11 protein-coding genes are annotated in these 16238 nt (G+C 74.5%); 10 read left to right on the forward strand and 1 reads right to left on the reverse strand.

Annotated features, from left to right (window positions below; all coding sequences use genetic code 11):
- Window positions 1–35: 35 nt before the first annotated feature.
- The 4 genes from HNP84_RS55145 to pgfA (HNP84_RS22520) all read left to right on the forward strand — a co-directional run bounded on the left by HNP84_RS55145 (window position 36) and on the right by pgfA (HNP84_RS22520) (window position 6768).
- Entirely contained in the window at window positions 36–167 is a 132-nt protein-coding gene (locus tag HNP84_RS55145; protein WP_281396233.1) for a hypothetical protein, read from the forward strand.
- 107 nt (window positions 168–274) lie between these two features.
- Window positions 275–1570, forward strand: coding sequence for a glycosyltransferase family 4 protein (locus HNP84_RS22510; RefSeq protein ID WP_376771935.1), 1296 nt, complete (start codon window positions 275–277; stop codon window positions 1568–1570).
- Between the two features lie 12 nt (window positions 1571–1582).
- Entirely contained in the window at window positions 1583–5800 is a 4218-nt protein-coding gene (locus tag HNP84_RS22515; protein WP_185051756.1) for an alpha-(1->3)-arabinofuranosyltransferase domain-containing protein, read from the forward strand.
- The gene (gene pgfA, locus HNP84_RS22520) at window positions 5797–6768 is read left to right on the forward strand and encodes a cell envelope lipid trafficking protein PgfA (protein ID WP_185051757.1); all 972 of its coding nucleotides are present in this window, start codon (window positions 5797–5799) and stop codon (window positions 6766–6768) included. Before HNP84_RS22515 ends, pgfA (HNP84_RS22520) begins: the two co-directional genes overlap by 4 nt.
- Here pgfA (HNP84_RS22520) and HNP84_RS22525 read toward each other — a convergent pair.
- Window positions 6699–7904, reverse strand: a complete 1206-nt coding sequence (locus HNP84_RS22525; RefSeq protein ID WP_185051758.1) for an acyltransferase family protein — start codon at window positions 7902–7904, stop codon at window positions 6699–6701. The genes pgfA (HNP84_RS22520) and HNP84_RS22525 overlap by 70 nt on opposite strands.
- 273 nt (window positions 7905–8177) lie before the next feature.
- On the opposite strand from HNP84_RS22525, the gene pgfA (HNP84_RS22530) reads away from it, so the two are divergent.
- The 6 genes from pgfA (HNP84_RS22530) to HNP84_RS22555 all read left to right on the forward strand — a co-directional run bounded on the left by pgfA (HNP84_RS22530) (window position 8178) and on the right by HNP84_RS22555 (window position 16222).
- Window positions 8178–9092: a cell envelope lipid trafficking protein PgfA gene (gene pgfA, locus HNP84_RS22530; RefSeq protein ID WP_185051759.1), complete on the forward strand. Its 915-nt coding sequence runs from the start codon at window positions 8178–8180 to the stop codon at window positions 9090–9092.
- A gap of 171 nt (window positions 9093–9263) precedes the next feature.
- Window positions 9264–11123, forward strand: coding sequence for a hypothetical protein (locus HNP84_RS22535; RefSeq protein ID WP_185051760.1), 1860 nt, complete (start codon window positions 9264–9266; stop codon window positions 11121–11123).
- Window positions 11120–12085, forward strand: a complete 966-nt coding sequence (locus HNP84_RS22540; protein ID WP_376771936.1) for a decaprenyl-phosphate phosphoribosyltransferase — start codon at window positions 11120–11122, stop codon at window positions 12083–12085. Before HNP84_RS22535 ends, HNP84_RS22540 begins: the two co-directional genes overlap by 4 nt.
- Window positions 12082–13410, forward strand: a complete 1329-nt coding sequence (gene dprE1, locus HNP84_RS22545) for an FAD-binding oxidoreductase (RefSeq protein WP_185051761.1) — start codon at window positions 12082–12084, stop codon at window positions 13408–13410. Before HNP84_RS22540 ends, dprE1 begins: the two co-directional genes overlap by 4 nt.
- Entirely contained in the window at window positions 13407–14150 is a 744-nt protein-coding gene (dprE2, locus tag HNP84_RS22550; RefSeq protein ID WP_185051762.1) for a decaprenylphospho-beta-D-erythro-pentofuranosid-2-ulose 2-reductase, read from the forward strand. Before dprE1 ends, dprE2 begins: the two co-directional genes overlap by 4 nt.
- 956 nt (window positions 14151–15106) lie before the next feature.
- Window positions 15107–16222 (forward strand): NAD(P)H-dependent flavin oxidoreductase, encoded by a 1116-nt coding sequence (locus HNP84_RS22555; RefSeq protein ID WP_185051763.1) that lies wholly within the window; start codon window positions 15107–15109, stop codon window positions 16220–16222.
- Window positions 16223–16238: the final 16 nt, after the last annotated feature.

Consider the following 16238-nt stretch of genomic DNA (forward strand, 5'->3'; position numbering starts at 1 on the left):
ACTACGCGTTCCGCTGCGTTGGAGGGAGAACCTCGGTGTTGCGAGTGATCGCCGCCCTGGCGGTTGGGGCAGTGCTGGCGGTGGGCGCTTCGGTGGCCGTCGTGAACGTGGCCGCTCCCACCCCGGAGCCGCCCAACCAGCCGTTGTACAACTACGGCGGCAGGTGAGCCGAGCGGGGTCATGCCCGGCCCCGCGTCCCTTTTCCCGCTTGATGTCGGATGCCCCCGTCACGAGTCCTGTTCGTCATGCCCGCGAACCGGTGAAGGAGTGGTCAGTGGCCGTCGAGGGCGCATGGGAGGCACCCGGCCCGGTCCCGCCCGCCGGAGTGCGGCTCGCGGCGAGCCGTCGTACGGAGGACGACGCCGCGGCGCGTACGCGGCCCCTGCTGCCCGGCGTGCGCGTGGCCGTGCTGAACTTCCGCGAGCCCCAGCAGGAGGCCGCGGGCGGCGCCGAGCAGTACGCCTGGCAGATCAGCCGGCACCTGATCGCGCAGGGCGCCTCCGTCTCCTTCGCCACCGCACGCGAGCCCGGCCAGGCGCGCGCGGAGACCCGCGACGGGATCGAGCTGCGCAGGATGGGCGGCAAGTACCTGGTCTACCTGCTGGTCCCGCTCTGGCTGCTGTTCCGCAGGCGCCGCTTCGACGTGGTCATCGACTGCATGAACGGCATCCCGTTCTTCGCCCCCCTCGTCGTACGCCGCCGCACGACGGTGATCTCGCTGGTGCACCACGTGCACGACCGGCAGTTCCACGCCTTCTTCCCGCGCTGGCCGGCCAGGATCGGCTGCTTCATCGAGGGCCCGGTGGCGCGGCTGCTCTACCGGCGGTGCGTGACGGTCACGGTCTCGGAGTCCTCCCGGCACGAGCTGCGCGAGCGGCTGCGCTGGCTGGCCCCGATCCAGGTCATCCCGAACGGCAGCCCGGCCGCCCGCCCCGTCGCGACCGGCGTGGTGGTGGCCGGCGACCCGGCCGTGGTCTACCTGGGCCGGCTCGTCGGGCACAAGCGGGTCGAGCGGGTGATCGACCTGGCCGCCGACCTGCGCGAGTCCTGGCCGGGCCTGCACGTGCACGTCGTCGGGCGCGGGCAGGAGCACGCCCGGCTCGCCGCGCACGCGCAGGGGCGCGGGGTGGCCGGCCGGGTCCACCTGCACGGCTTCCTGGCCGAGCCGGCCAAGAACGCCGTGCTCGGCGCGGCCCGGCTGAACGTGACGGCCTCGGAGTTCGAGGGCTGGGGGCTGACGGTGATCGAGGCCGCCGCGCTCGGCGTGCCGACGGTGGCGTACGACGTGGCCGGCCTGCGCGACTCGGTACGCCACGGCGTGACCGGCTGGCTGGTGCGCGAGGGCGAGAACCTGGCCGACGTGGTGGACGCGGCCCTGCGCGAGCTGCGCGACCCGGTCAGGCGCGCGGAGATCCAGCGGGCCTGCCGGGCGTGGGCCGCCGAGTTCACCTGGGGGAGGGCCGGCGCTACGATGACCGGGCTGATAGCCGCAGAACTCCACCGATCCGGAAATATTCGGTTAGCTGCCACCACGGCCCTGCCAGCCCCCCGACCCGAACATCTGACCTGAGCACCGATCGCATTGACCTCTGATCCGCGGACGGAGCAGCCGGCGAGGACCGGGCGCCCCGCGCCCGCGTGGCTGCGCCGGCTGACCACGCCCCCGGCCGAGCTGGGCGCGGCCGACACCACGCTGCGGCACCGGCTGCGGCTGCTGGCGGGCTGCGCGTTCATGGTCGCGGTCGCGTTCTACATGGCCCCCGGCAAGCTGATCGCCGAGACCAAGCTCGACATGCCGGTCAACCCGCTCGGCTTCCTAGCCCGCGCGCTGCACATGTGGGAGCCGTCGTACTTCGGCCAGTTGCAGAACCAGGCGTACGGCTACCTGTTCCCGATGGGCCCGTTCTACACGGCCGGGGCCGCCCTGGGCATGCCGCCCTGGGTGATCCAGCGGCTGTGGCTGTCGCTGGTGCTCTGCCTGGCCTTCACCGGCGTCGCGGCCCTGGTGAAGGCGCTGCGCATGGGCGGGTCGATCGCCGGGATCGTGGCCGGGATCTCCTACGCGTTCGCGCCGCACGCCCAGACCCTGCTCGGCTTCAACTCCTCGGAGTTCCTGCCCAGCGCGATTCTGCCCTGGATGATGCTGCCGCTGGTCAAGGGGGCCGACGGCGAGCTGTCGCCGCGCCGCGCCGCCTGCCTGTCGGCGCTGGCGTTCGTCGGCGCGGGCGGCATCAACGCCTCCGCCGAGCTGGCCGTGCTCGTCGTCCCCGGCGTCTACCTGCTCACGCGCCGGGGCGGCCCGCGCAAGCGCCGCCTGATCGCCTGGTGGGTCCCGGCCGTCGCGGCGGTGTCGCTGTGGTGGCTGGCCCCGCTGGTGCTGCTCGGCCGCTACGTCTCCCCGTTCCTGGAGTACACCGAGAACGGCACCACCACGACGCTGGTCGGCTCGCTCACCAACGTGCTGCGCGGGGTCAACGACTGGGTGGCGTACCTGCCGGTGGACGGGCGGCCGTACCTGCCGGCGGGCTACGCGCACGCGGTCACGCCGTGGCTGATCGCGGTCACCGCGCTGCTGGCCGGGGCGGGCCTGGCCGGGCTCGCCCTGCGCCGCACCCCGGAGCGCGCCTTCCTGGTCATCACGCTGATGCTGGGCGTGTTCGTCCTGGTCGCCGGGCACTCCGGGCCGTTCGCCGAGCCGGTGCGCGACCTGCTGGACGGGGTGCTGTCGCCGTTCCGCAACCTGCACAAGTTCAACGCGGTGATCCGGTTGCCGGTGGCGCTCGGCCTGGCCGCGTTCGTGTCCTACGTGGGGCTGAAGCGGGCCCGCGTACGGCTGCCCGCCGCCGCGGCCGGCGCGGGGCTGGTCGCGCTCAGCCTGGTGCCCATCGCGACCGCGGGCATCGCCCCCGGCGGCGCGTTCCCCGACGTGCCCGGCTACTGGCGGCAGGCCGCCGCCTGGCTGGACGCCCGCGCCGGGCACGGCGTGGTGCTCGCGCTCCCCGGCACCCGGCGCGGCGAGTTCACCTGGGGACGCCCGCTGGACGAGCCGATGCAGCCGCTGCTGAAGAAGGCCCGCTGGGCGAGCAACACCAACGTGCCCTGGGGGTCGGTCGGCGGCGCCCGGCTGATCGACACCATCGACGAGCGGTTCGCGAGCGGCAACGGCTCGGCCGGGCTCACCGACACGCTGCGCCGGATCGGCGTGCGCTACCTGCTCGTGCGCAACGACCTGGACCGGGTCACGCTCGGCGGCGCCTGGCCGGCCCGGGTGCACGAGGCGCTGGAGCGCTCGCCCGGCCTGGTACGGGTCGCCGGCTTCGGCCCGGCCGTGGGCGCCGCGGAGTCGGTGACCGGGGCGGGCTGGCTGGACCAGCCGTACACGGCGCTGGAGATCTACGAGGTCAGGGGGGCGGCGCCGGTCGCGGGCACGGTCCCGGACCGGGCGGTGCGCGTGTCCGGCGGCCCGGAGGCGCTGCTGACCATCGCCGAGGAGGGCGTGCTCACCGACGACCGGCCGGTGCTGCTCGGCTCCGACCCCGGCACGGCCACGGAGTCGGTGCTCACCGACACCATGCGCCGCCGCGACATGTCGATCGGCGACATCCGCCGCTCCCGCACCGCCACGCTGGCCGAGGACGAGCCCTTCGAGAGCGTCGGGCCGGTGGAGGACCTGGTCGATCCGGCGTGGGCGCAGCCGAAGACGGTGGCCTGGCTGAGCGGGGTGGCCTCGGTGCGCGCGTCGTCCTCGGAGTCGAGCCTGGACGCGCTCAGCCGCGACCCGGGGCGGCAGCCGTACAGCGCGGTGGACGGCGACGTGCGCACCGGCTGGCGCTCCACCGGCTGGACCCCGCCCACCGAGCAGTGGCTGGAGGTCGAGTTCACCGAGCCCACCGCCGTGGCGCCGCTGCGCGCGGTCTTCGAGGATTCCACGCAGGCCGCCCAGGTCACCGAGGTGGTGGTGCGCACCGACGCGGGCACCGCCCGCACCCGGCTGAACGCGGCCGGCGGCTGGCAGGCGCTCAACGTGCGCTCCGGACGCACCCGGACCCTGCGCATCTCGATCGACAAGGTCGCCCCGGGCGCGAACGGCCGGGTCGGCATCAGCGAGGTGGCGATCCCGGGCGTCACCCCGAGCCGGACCCTGGTGGTGCCGGACCTCGCCGGGGCCGAGGACCCGGTGATCGTGACCAGCCGCACCGACGCGATCTCCTCCTGCATGCGCGGCTCGTACGCGTGGACCTGCGGTGAGGCGCTGGGCGCGCTCGGCGACGACGGGTACGGCTTCGACCGCTCCTTCCCCGTCGAGACCGCGGGCGAGAAGGTGCTGAGCGGGCGGGTGACGATCGTGGACCAGGCGCTGGCCGGGCGGATGCTCGCCTTCCCCGGCGTGTGGCCGCGCGTGGCCGCCTCCTCCACGCTCGGCGAGGTGCCCGCGACCGGCGCGTACGCGGCCTTCGACGACGACCGCAGGACCATCTGGTACGCCTCCGACCGCGACCTCGCCCCGTGGCTCACCGCCGAGCTGGGCAAGACCGTCCAGCTCTCCCGGATCAGGGTGGACTTCCCCGACACCCGGCTCGGCGCGCCCCCGGTGCGGGTGACGATCGAGACCGACGGCGGCACCCGGCGCGGCTGGGCCGGGCCCGACGGCTGGATCACCTTCGCGCCGATGAAGGCGAGCCGGATCAAGCTGACCTTCAGCGCGGCCGGCACCCGCCCGGTCGAGGTCCTGGGCGTGGGCATCCCCGGCGTCGAGCCGCTGCCGTCGTACGAGGACGTGCCGCTCACCGTGCCGTGCGGCCTCGGCCCGGTGCTGGAGGTGGACGGCTCGGCGGTGCGCACCGAGATCGTCTCCGGCACGGTCGGGGACCTGCTCGCGGGCCGCCCGCTGGACTACCGCACCTGCCGCCCGGTCACCATCGAGGCGGGCACCGCCCGGGTGCGCGCCCGCCCCGGCACCGGCTTCCGCTTCGACTCCCTGGTGGTGCGCGCCGAGGAAGACGCCGAGGAGGACGGCAAGGGGGACGCCGGCGAGAGGGCCGGGCGGACCTTCATGCGCCCCGCCGAGGTGCTGGCCTGGGGGCCCGGCGAGCGCAGGTTGCGGGTCTCCGCCGGCGAGGCGTCGTACCTGGTGGTCAACGAGAACCACAACCGGGGCTGGGTGGCGACCGTGAACGGCCGCGAGCTGGCCCCCGCGCGGCTGGACGGCTGGCGCCAGGCGTGGCGGCTGCCCGCCGGGACCGAGGGGACCGTCACCATCGTGTACGCCCCCAACGGGCTCTACCGGGCCTCGCTGGTGCTCGGCTTCGCGCTGGTCGCGCTGGTCCTGGCCCTGTGCCTGATCCGCGACCGGCCCCGCGCCCCGCTGGCCGCCGCCCCGCCGGCGGCGGTGCGGGCCGCGTGGCTGTGGCCGGCCGCGCCCGCGCTGGGCTACTGGGTCGGCGGCTGGGGCGGCGCGGTCGTGCTGGGCGCGGTCGCCGCGCTGGCGCTCTGGGCGCGCGGCGTCGCGGCGGCCGAGCACGGCCGGGGCCGCCCGTACGCGGTGGCCCGCGCGCTCGCCTCGCCCTGGCCGGTGCTCGCCGGGATGGGCGTCGCCGGGGTCGCCCTGGCGGCCGGCGGCCCGGTCGGCTACGACGGCACGCCGGGCCAGATCCTCTCCCGGGTCGCGAGCCTGGCCGTCCTCGGCCTGCTGTTCGCGGCGATCGGCACCGTACGGCCCGCGCCGCCGCCCCGCTACCGGGCCGCCGAGCCCCGGGACACGGCGGCGGAGGAGGAGCGGCCACGGGCGGAGGTGCCGTGATCGATCGGCGGTACCTGGCCGTGCTCGCGCTGGCGGGCGGCGCGTTCCTGGTCACGCTGGGCCTGCTCGCCCGGTTCTACGTCTATCCCGGCGCGCTGGCGATCCCGGCCGAGCAGTCGCGGATCGTGCACATGCGCACCGCGGACGCGACGTTCTTCGACACGCTGCGGCTGCGGACCCGGCGCGGGGTGTCGCTGGACCAGGCCATCGCCCGGTACGGCGACGGCCTGGCCGCCACCGCCCACACCGCGGTGTGGACCGAGTTCGTCTCGCTGACCACGGTGACCGGCGAGCGGCTGGACTACCACGAGCGCCGCGTCGCCTTCGACCGCCGCACCGGCGAGCTGGTGGACTGCTGCGGCGCGTACGTCGATGAGCTGACCCGCCCGGGGTCGCGCGGGCTGGCCTTCCGCTGGCCGTTCGGCGCCCGGCCGGTGGCGTACCCGGTGTACGACCTGCTGGTGCGGCGGCCGGTCACCGCCCGCTTCGACGGCATCGAGGAGCTGCGCGGCCTGCGCGTGTACCGCTACGTGCAGCGCTTCGCCAACGAGCGCATGGCCCAGCCGGGGCTGCCGCTGCCGGCCCGGGTGCTCGGGCTGCGCGGCGAGGCCGAGGTGCCGACCACGCCGTACCTGGACGGGACGCGTACCTACTGGGTCGAGCCGGACAGCGGGATCGTGATCGCCGTCAGGGAGAACCTGACGCGTACGCTGCGCACCCCCGACCGCAAGGGCAAGGTGGTCGCGCTGGCCGCCGACATGCGCACCTCCGAGGGCGACGAGCGCTACAGCGCCGAGCAGGCGGCGGCCTTCCGGCGCTGGAACACCCTCAACGGGCTCGTCGTGCCCGGCGCGCTGGTGGGCCTGGGCGTGGCCGCGCTCGGCTACGGCGCGCTGGCTCACTCCCGCCCGGACGGCCGCCCGGCGTACCTGTGGAGGCGCAGGGCGGGCCTCTCCACCAGCCGGTAGGTCAGGTCGGCGAGCGCGATCGTGATCCCGCCGCACACGACCAAAGCGGTGAGGAAGTCGCCGCTGAACTCCTCCAGCCCGGCCAGCCGCCAGTAGCCGAGGATCACCACGAACTGCCACAGGAAGATCCCGTACGAGACGCGGCCCAGGTAGCGCATCACCCGGTTGCCCAGGATCGCCCGGGGCACGGTGGGACCGGCGGGCAGGAAGGCCACCGGCGCGAGCAGGGCCAGGATGAAGGCGGTGTAGAGGGCCGTCTCGAACAGGTCGGTCCACAGGTCCTGCACCTCCAGGAAGCGCCCGCCGGTGAGCGGGGTGGCCGCCACCGCCAGCGTCAGCCCGGCGATGATCCAGCAGTTCACCCAGGACCGGGCGATCCCGGCGGTCAGCCGGCGCACCGGGGCGGCCGGATCGGGCTCGGCGTGCGCCCACAGGGCGACCACCGACAGGGCCATGCCGGCGCAGAAGTAGGGCAGCGGGCGCGGCAGCCACAGGCCGTACTCGGGATGCGAGCCGCCGACGTGCATGAACAGGGTCCACACCAGCGACAGCGAGGCGAGCGCGCCGATGCCGGCCAGCAGCCGTACGGCGCGGGCGGGCGGGCCGGCGGGCCCGCGCGCGGCGTACGCGTGCAGCGCGAGCGCGATCAGCGGCAGCGCGAGGTAGAACGACATCTCCACCGACAGGCTCCACATCTGGCCCAGGCCGAGCGGCCCCACCCCCGGCGCCCACCACGGCTCGCTCACGTAGTTCTGCACGAGCAGCAGCAGCGGCAGCCAGTTCAGCGGGTCGCGCGCCGCGCCGGGGTGGAACCACACCAGCGCGACCGCCACCACCACCCAGTACGCCGGCAGGATGCGCAGCGCCCGCTTGAGCAGGTAGCGGCGGGCGCCGGGCCCGGCCGTGCCCTCGATCGCGGCCTTCGCCCACGGCCGGTACAGCAGCAGGCCGGAGAGCAGGAAGAACACCGGCACGCCCAGGTCGCCCCGGGACAGCAGCCCGTTGACGAACCCCTCCTGGAACGACAGCCCGGTCTGCGCGGCGACGTGGTAGACGAGCACCACGAGCGCCGCTATCGCCCGCACCCCGTCCAGCACGTCCAGGTGCCCTTCCACGGCCGGCGGCGCCTCGCTCACCGGAGGCCCCACGGGCTGGGCCTTCACCGCGGCGGGCGTGTCCGCCCTCCGCTCGCCGGGCTGGGACTCGACAGCCGCCGGCGACTCGCCCTCCGCCCGCCGGCCTGTGGACCGGTCCTCCGCGCCGGGCGCGGAAACTATGGCAGAATTTTCTTCGGTCACTATTCCGCATCCCTGGTGACGCCGGTGATACCCGCCACTAACATATCGCGAAGTGGAACCTGTTATAGGCGAGCGGGACACCTTCACAGCGGAACTCTCCCAGGAGGAGCGATGCGTCGCGTCATCGGTGTAGTGCTGATCGGAATCGGAGCCTTCCTGGTCGTCCTCGCCCCCCTCGTGCGGTTCCAGGTCGCCGAGCGCCTGATCGCGGCGCCGGCCGGCTATTACGGCGTGAGCAAGCTGGAGGCCGCCGGCGCGCAGTACTTCAGCATCGGCGACCTGAAGGTGGTCACCGGGGATCTCGACATCACCGTCACCACCAGGGGCGACGTCGAGGCGGCCGACGACGACCGGGTCGTGTGGGACGAGTTCACCGCCGTGAACGACGTCACCAACGGCAAGACCGGGATCGACTACACCCTGCGCCGCAGCGCGTTCAACAAATACACCGGCGAGGGCGTGAACTGCTGCGGCGCCAATATCGACAAGGAGCCGGTGCAGCTTTCCGGCCAGATTTACCTGTTCCCGTTCAACGTGGAGAAGAAGTCCTACCAGGTGTTCAACTCCACCACCGGCAAGGCGTACGAGACGAAGTTCGTCGGCGAAGAGGTCGTCAACGGGCTGCCGGTCTACAAGTTCCAGCAGACCGTGCCGCCCACCAAGACCGAGACCCTGACCGCGCCCGGCGACGTCATCGGCCTGGAGGACTCCGGCGAGGTGCAGGTGGACCGGGTGTACGACGGCGTGAACACGTACTGGATCGAGCCGGTGAGCGGCTCTCCGGTCAAGCAGGAGCAGCAGCGGCACGAGGTGCTCAAGACGCAGGACGGCGTCGAGCGCTCCGTCGCCTTCGTGGCCACCGCCAAGATGACCCCCGAGACCGTCAGCGACCTGGTCGAATCGGCCAAGGAGGCCAAGAGCCAGATCACGCTGCTGAAGACCACGATCCCGCTCGTGCTGCTGGTCGTCGGCCTGGTGTGCGTGGTGGCCGGCGCGGTGCTGACCGCCCGGCGCCGCCCCGCGTGATCGCGCCTCGCGCGCCCCGAGAGAAGGCCGCCGGGTCGCCCGGCGGCCTTCTCCGCCGTTCCGGGACCGAACTAGAACACGTTCTGGTCGATGGCGGGGTGGGTCCGGCGGGTGGCACGTTACCGGTCACTTCAGCTAGAACCGGGGCGTACCCGAGAAGTCAGGAGACCGATGCACCCGCCTGAGGTCGCCGAGGCCCGCAGCGACGAGCGGGGCGGCGAGCCCGCCCCCGCGCCCCGCGCCCGCCGGGCCCCGGCGGTCTTCGCCGTGGCCCTGCTGCTCGTGCTCGTCCAGCTCGCCTGGCGCGCGTGGCTGCTGCGCGACGCGTACTTCTTCGGCGACGACCTCACCCTGACCGGCAAGGCCGCCGACACGGGCCTGACGCTGGAGTACCTGCTGCACCCGCACGCCGTCCACGTGATGCCGGTGTCGCTGGCCGTGGTGTGGATCGTCACCGCGCTCGACCCGTACAACTGGACCCTGGCCGCGGCCTCACTGGTGCTGATGCAGGCGGGCGCGTCGCTCGCGGTGTGGCGGATGCTCACGGTGGTGTTCGGCCGCCGCCCCGGCCTGCTGGTGCCGTACGCGGTGTACCTGTTCACGCCGCTGACCGTGCCCGCCTTCCACTGGTGGGCCGCCGGCATCCAGACCCTGCCGTTCCAGGCCGCCATCGCCATGTCGGTGGCCTCGCACGTGACCTACCTCAGACGGCGGCGCGCCCGCGACGCGGTCGCCACCTGCGCCTGGTTCCTGCTCGGGCTCGGCTCCTTCCACGTCAAGGCCGCCCTGGCCATCCCGCTGGTGCTGTTCGGCATCACGCTGCTCTACTTCGCCCGGGGCCGGCCGCTGCGGGCCCTGCGCCGCGACGCGCGGGCGCTGGCGGCGTACGCGCTGCTGCCCGTGCTCTACAGCCTGCTGCTGATCGTGCAGTTCGGCGAGGTGACCCAGGAGGCCAGGGCGCCGTCGGGGGAGCAGTTCGCCTCGTTCGCGGCCGGGCTGCTCGGCGTGACGTTCCCCACCGTGGCCGTCGGCGGGCCCGGCTCGTGGTTCTCCGTCATGGCCAGCCCGCCGCCCGCCCTGATCGCGCTGGCCTGGACGGTCATCGCCGCGCTGGTGCTCGGCACGCTGTGGGCCCGGCGCGGCTCGTGGCGGGCGTGGCTGCTGCTCGCCCTGTACCTGCCCCTGGTGGATCTCGCGCCGGTCGTGCTGGGGCGGGGCGAGGTCCTGGAACTGGCCCGCGAGGTGCGCTACCTCGCCGACTCCGCGCCGGTGCTCGCCCTGGTGCTGGCGCTCGCTACGCTCCCGCTGTCCGGCGAGACCCGCCCGTACCGGCGCGAGGCCCCGCCCCGCCCCGCGCTCGCACGGGCCGGGTACGCCGCGCTGGCGCTCGCGGTGACCGCCTTCGCCGCGTTCTCCGCCCTCTCCGCGAACCGGTACGTCACCGGCCTGGCCCGGGAGCGGGTCCCGGTCGAGTCCTACCTGACCGCCGCCAGGGCCACGCTCGCCGCCGCGCCGCCGGGCACCGACCTGTACCCGCAGCGCCTGCCCGGCTCGGTGCTGGTCTTCGGACTCCTGGACGAGGACTTCAGCCACCGTACGATCAGCCCGCTGGCCCCGCCCGAGCTGGCCGCGCTGATGCGCCACCCCCGGCCCACGAGCCGTCCGATGGTGCTCGACGCCACCGCGCGGCGGCTCGTGCCCGCGACCGTCATGGGCGGCTTCGCGGTGCCGCGCGGCACGGCCTGCTTCCCGGCCGACGGCGGCGTCATCGAGCTCCCGCTCGCCCACGGCGACCGCCTGGACGTGCTCAAGCTGACCTACCGCGCGAGCCTGCCCACCGCCGCCCTGGTCCGCCCGCAGGGCGCCGCGCCGGGGGAGGGCGAGACCGAGATCTCCTTCGAACAGGGCGAGCACGAGATCTACCTGCCTCTCTCCGGGCCCGAGAGCAAGAAGATCCGGATCGAGGTCCTCACCCCCGAGGCCGCCGTCTGCGTGACGGCCGCCGTCAACGGAACGGTCGTCCCCCGGTGACCGCCCCCGACGACGTACGCGCCCCCACGGCCGAGCCCGCGCCGCCCCCGGCGTCCCCCACGCCGCGCGGCCCGGCCCGGCTCCTGCGGGCCTGGCTGCACGGGACGCGGACGGGAGCGCTGGTGCGGGCGGTCAGGCCGCGGCAGTGGCTGAAGAACGGGCTGGTGCTGGCCGCGCCCACCGCGGCGGGCGTCCTGGACACCGCCGAGGGGGCGCGCGGGGCGCTGATCGCGTTCGTCGCGTTCTGCCTGGCGGCGGGCGGGGCGTACCTGCTCAACGACGCCGCCGACGCCGAGGCCGACCGGCTGCACCCGCGCAAGCGGCGGCGGCCCATCGCCTCCGGCGCGCTCTCCGTGCGCGCGGCGCGGATCGCCGGCGTGACGCTGGTCCTGGCGGCCCCGGCCGTGGCGGCGCTCACCGGGCGCTGGGAGCTGCCCGCCGTGGTGGCCGGATACCTCGCGCTCACCTTCGGCTACACCGCCTGGCTGAAGCACCGGCCGGTGGTCGATCTCGTCGCCGTGGCCGGGTGCCACGTGCTGCGCGCCTACGCCGGCGCGGTCGCGGTCGGCGTGCCGGTGACGAGCTGGTTCCTGGTGGTGATCTCGCTCGGCTCGCTGCAGCTCATCGCGGGCAAGCGGGAGGCCGAGCTGCGCGCGCACGGCGCGGACACGGGCACCAGGGCGACGCTCGGGGCGTACTCGCGGGCCTACCTGGCCCAGGTCAGGACGATGTGCTCCGGCGCGATGATCGTGACGTACTGCCTGTGGGCGCTGGACGACCACCCCGGCCCCTTCTACGGCCTGAGCATCGTGCCGTTCGTGCTGGTCGTCCTGCGGCACAATCTTCTCGTGGACCGCGGGATCGGGGAGGAACCGGAGGAACTGGCGCTGCGCGACCGGCCGCTGCAGGTCTTCATCGGCATGCAGCTCGCGCTGCTCGTCGTGGGGATCTACGCGACATGACCACGCCGCTGACCGGCTGGGCCCGCACCGCCCCCACGCCCGCGACCGTCGTACGCCCCCGCACCGCCGAGGCGCTGGCGGCGCTGGTCGCCAAGGCGTCCGGGCGGGGCGTGGTCGCCCGGGGCCTCGGCCGCTCCTACGGCGACGCCGCGCAGAACGCGGGCGGCCTGGTGCTCGACTGCACCCGCCTTCGCCACTGGACCTTCGACGAGCGCAGCGGCCTGGTCACCGCGGGCGGCGGGGCGAGCCTGCACGACCTGATGGCCACGCTCGTCCCGCGCGGCTGGTTCGTCCCGGTCAGCCCCGGCACCCGGTACGTCACCGTCGGCGGCGCCATCGCGGCCGACGTGCACGGCAAGAACCACCACCGCGACTCCTCCTTCGGCGCGCACGTCCGCTCGCTGACCCTGGTCACCCCCGCCGGGGCGCGGGTGCTGGCGCCGCCCGACCCGCTGTTCTGGGCCACGGTCGGCGGCATGGGCCTGACCGGCGTGATCGCCGAGGCCACCTTCTCCTGCGTGCCGGTCGAGACCTCGCGCATGCGCGTGGACATCGAGCGCACCGCCGACCTGGACGACACGCTCGACGTCATGACCAGGACCGACGACCGCTACCGCTACACGGTCGCCTGGATCGACCTGCTCGCCCGGGGCGCGCGCACCGGCCGCGGCGTCCTGACCCGGGGCGACCACGCGCGGCGGGGCGAACTGCCGGGCCACGGCGACCCGCTCGCGTACGCCCCGGCCACCCGCCTCGCGGCCCCGCCCTGGGCCCCCGGCGGCCTGCTCAACCCGCTCACCGTCCGCGCCTTCAACGAGGTCTGGTACCGCCGGGCGCCGCGCGAGCGGCGCGGCCTGATGCAGGGCATCGCGCCGTTCTTCCACCCCCTGGACGGCGTCAGGGGCTGGAACCGCATGTACGGCCCGCGCGGCTTCGTGCAGTACCAGTTCGCGGTCCCGTTCGGCGCCGAGCCGACCCTGCGCCGCATCGTCGCCACCCTGTCGGCCCGGGGCGTGGTGTCCTTCCTCACCGTGCTCAAGCGCTTCGGCCCCGGCACCCCCGCGCCGCTGTCGTTCCCGATCCCCGGCTGGACCCTGGCCCTGGACATCCCCACCGGCCAGTCCGGCCTGGCCGCCCTGCTGCGCGGCTTCGACGAGCAGGTGGCCGAGGCGGGCGGCCGGGTCTACCTCGCCAAGGACTCCCGCCTGCACGCGACGACCCTGGCCGCGATGTACCCGCGCCTGGACGAATGGCGCGAGCTCCGCGCCGCCGCCGACCCCGGCGGCGTCTTCCGCTCCGACCTCGCCAGGAGGCTTGACCTGTGAAGAACGCGCTGGGCAGTGTGGACACCGTCCTCGTGCTGGGCGGGCGCAGCGAGATCGGGCTGGCGGTCGCCGAGCGGCTGGTACGCGACGGCGCGCGCAAGGTCGTCCTGGCCGCGCGGGCGCCGCTGGGCGAGCCGCCCGCCCTCCGGGGCGCCGAGGTGCACCTGATCGACTTCGACGCCACCCGCCCCGATGGCCACGGCGAGGTGATCGAGGAGGCGGTCAAGCTGGCCGGCGACCTCGACGTCATCGTGGCCGCCTTCGGGGTGCTCGGCGACCAGGCCGCCTACGACCGCGACCCGGCCTCCGCCGCCGCGTCGATCGCGGTCAACCTGGGCGGCCACGTCTCGACCGGCCTGTACGCCGCCCGCCGCCTGCGCGAGCAGGGCCACGGCACCCTCGTGGTGCTGTCCTCGGTGGCCGGCGTACGCGTGCGCCGCGGCAACATGGTCTACGGCGCCGCCAAGGCCGGCCTCGACGGCTTCGCCCGCGCCCTGGGCGACTCCCTGCACGGCACCGGCGCACAGGTCATGGTCGTCCGCCCCGGCTTCGTCCACGGCCGCATGACCGCCGGCATGCCCGCCGCCCCCTTCGCCACCACCCCCGCCGCGGTGGCCGACGCCGTGGCCACGGCACTGCGCGACGGCACCCACATCGTCTGGGTCCCCGGCATCCTCAGGTACGCCTTCACCCTCCTCCGCCACCTCCCCCGCCCCCTCTGGCGCCGCATCCCCCGCTGACCCCACCCCACCAGCACGCAGAGCGAACACACACCCTCCCGCCCCGCGCCTCTCCGGCACGGTACGCCCGCTCCGGCCCCTGCTTCCCCCGCGCGAGGGCACGCCCTCCCGCCCCGCGCCCCTCCCGCGCGTGCGCCCGTTCCCGGTGCCCTGCTTCCCTTGCGTGGGGCCCCCTCGCGCCGGTGCCTCTCCTGCGCGGTGCGCCCGCTCCGGTCCCCTGCTTCCCATGGGGGCCCCTCCCGCACCGCCCCTCCACCTGCGGGGGCGCACGGCCTCCTGCCGCGACGCCCGTCCCCCGGCGGGACGTGAGGTGCTCGCGAGCATGCCCTGCCGTCCCACGCGCATTCGTCTGCGCCACCGGCCCTTGCACCATCGCCTCCCTTGGATGGCCACGCGGCGAGCAGTCCCGGAGGGTGTGTGTCCGCGTTCGGGGGAGTCGGCGGGAGTTCGTCACGTTCGCGCAGGTCCCGGCATCTGCCCTATCCCGCCTGTGAAAGATCCACCGCTGCCCCCGGACACCTCGTCCCGGAACAGGGGAGTGTCCGGGCAACGGTGATCTCCCGTAAGGCGGGATGGGAGGGATGCCGGGACCTGCGGCAACGCGACGCCCTTCCGCCACTTCCCCCGAACCGGGACACATCCCGGAACAGCGGCGGCGGGCGCGCCCAAGCGAAGGGTGGCGGTCGGAGGGGGTGGGTGGTGTGGTCCCGGAGGGGGCGGCGCGAGGGGGCGAGGTGCGGTGCCGGAAGGGCGGTGGGAGGGGGCGCGGTGCCGGAAGGGGGCGGGCGCAGTCCGGGGAGGTGCCCACCGGGGCCGTGGGGGTGCGGGGGGTGGTGTCCGCATCTGGCCACGGGTGTCCTGGTCCAGGGGGTGGGGTGTGGATGTTTCATAACAGAGCGGAAGTTCTAGAGGTAGAACGTGTTGCAGTTTCTGGGGTGGCGGCTTACGTTCTGGGCATGCGGACTCGTGTCACCGACATGTTCGGGGTCGAATTTCCGATCTTCGCCTTCAGTCACTGCAGGGACGTCGTCGCCGCGGTCAGCCGGGCCGGGGGGATGGGCGTGCTGGGGGCGCTCTACTTCACTCCGGAAGAGCTCGAAATGGAGCTCAAGTGGATCGACGACCACGTGGACGGGCGGCCGTACGGCGTGGACGTGGTGATGCCGGCCTCCTACGCCGGGGCCGACCTCGGGGTGGACTCGGCGGAGGACCTGCTGGCCAGGCTGCAGGGGATGATCCCGGACGGGCATCGGGCGTTCGTCGACAAGCTGCTCGAAGAGCACGGCGTGCCGCCGCTGTCCGCCGGCGGGGAGGCGGGGCGGGCGCTGCTCGGGTGGACCGACGCGACGGCGCGCCCGCAGGTGGAGGTGGCGCTGCGGCATCCGATCGCGCTGCTGGCCAACGCGCTGGGGCCGCCGCCCGCGGACGTGGTGGAGCAGGCGCACGCGCACGGCGTGAAGGTGGCGGCGCTGGCCTCCACGCCGCGGCACGCGATCAAGCAGGTCGAGGTCGGCGTGGACGTGGTGGTGGCCCAGGGCACCGAGGCGGGCGGGCACACCGGCGAGATCTCCACGATGGTGCTGATCCCGCAGGTCGTGGACGCGGTGGACGTGCCGGTGCTGGCCGCGGGCGGTATCGGCAACGGCAGGCAGATGGCCGCGGGCATGGCGCTGGGCGCCGAGGGCGTGTGGACCGGCTCGATCTGGCTCACCGTCGAGGAGGCCGACACGCCGGAGATGGCCCGGCGGCGCATCCTGGAGGCCACCTCGCGCGACACCGTCCGCTCGCGATCCTGGACCGGCAAGCCGGCGCGGCTGCTGAAGAACGAGTGGACCGACGCCTGGGAGGCGGCCGACTCGCCGGGCACGCTGCCGATGCCGCTGCAGTTCATGCTGGTCTCCGACGCGCTGCGCCGGATCGGCAGGTCCGACGCGGCCGAGCTGGCCACGTTCCCGGCCGGTCAGATCATCGGCGCGATGAACTCGGTACGCCCGGCGCGCGACGTCGTGTTCGGGCTGGTCGAGGAGTACGTCGAGACGATGGAGCGGCTGGGGCGGCTCACCGGGGAGTGAGCCGTGTGGCGCACGC

Source organism: Thermocatellispora tengchongensis, from assembly GCF_014202315.1.
GTDB classification, from domain to species: domain Bacteria; phylum Actinomycetota; class Actinomycetes; order Streptosporangiales; family Streptosporangiaceae; genus Thermocatellispora; species Thermocatellispora tengchongensis.

Bases quoted from the DNA above. Each gene is read 5' to 3' on its own strand.
- pgfA (WP_185051759.1), top strand. From the start codon at position 8,178: ATGCGTCGCGTCATCGGTGTAGTGCTGATCGGAATCGGAGCCTTCCTG.
- HNP84_RS22535 (WP_185051760.1), top strand. From the start codon at position 9,264: ATGCACCCGCCTGAGGTCGCCGAGGCCCGCAGCGACGAGCGGGGCGGC.
- HNP84_RS22555 (WP_185051763.1), top strand. From the start codon at position 15,107: ATGCGGACTCGTGTCACCGACATGTTCGGGGTCGAATTTCCGATCTTC.
- dprE1 (WP_185051761.1), top strand. From the start codon at position 12,082: ATGACCACGCCGCTGACCGGCTGGGCCCGCACCGCCCCCACGCCCGCG.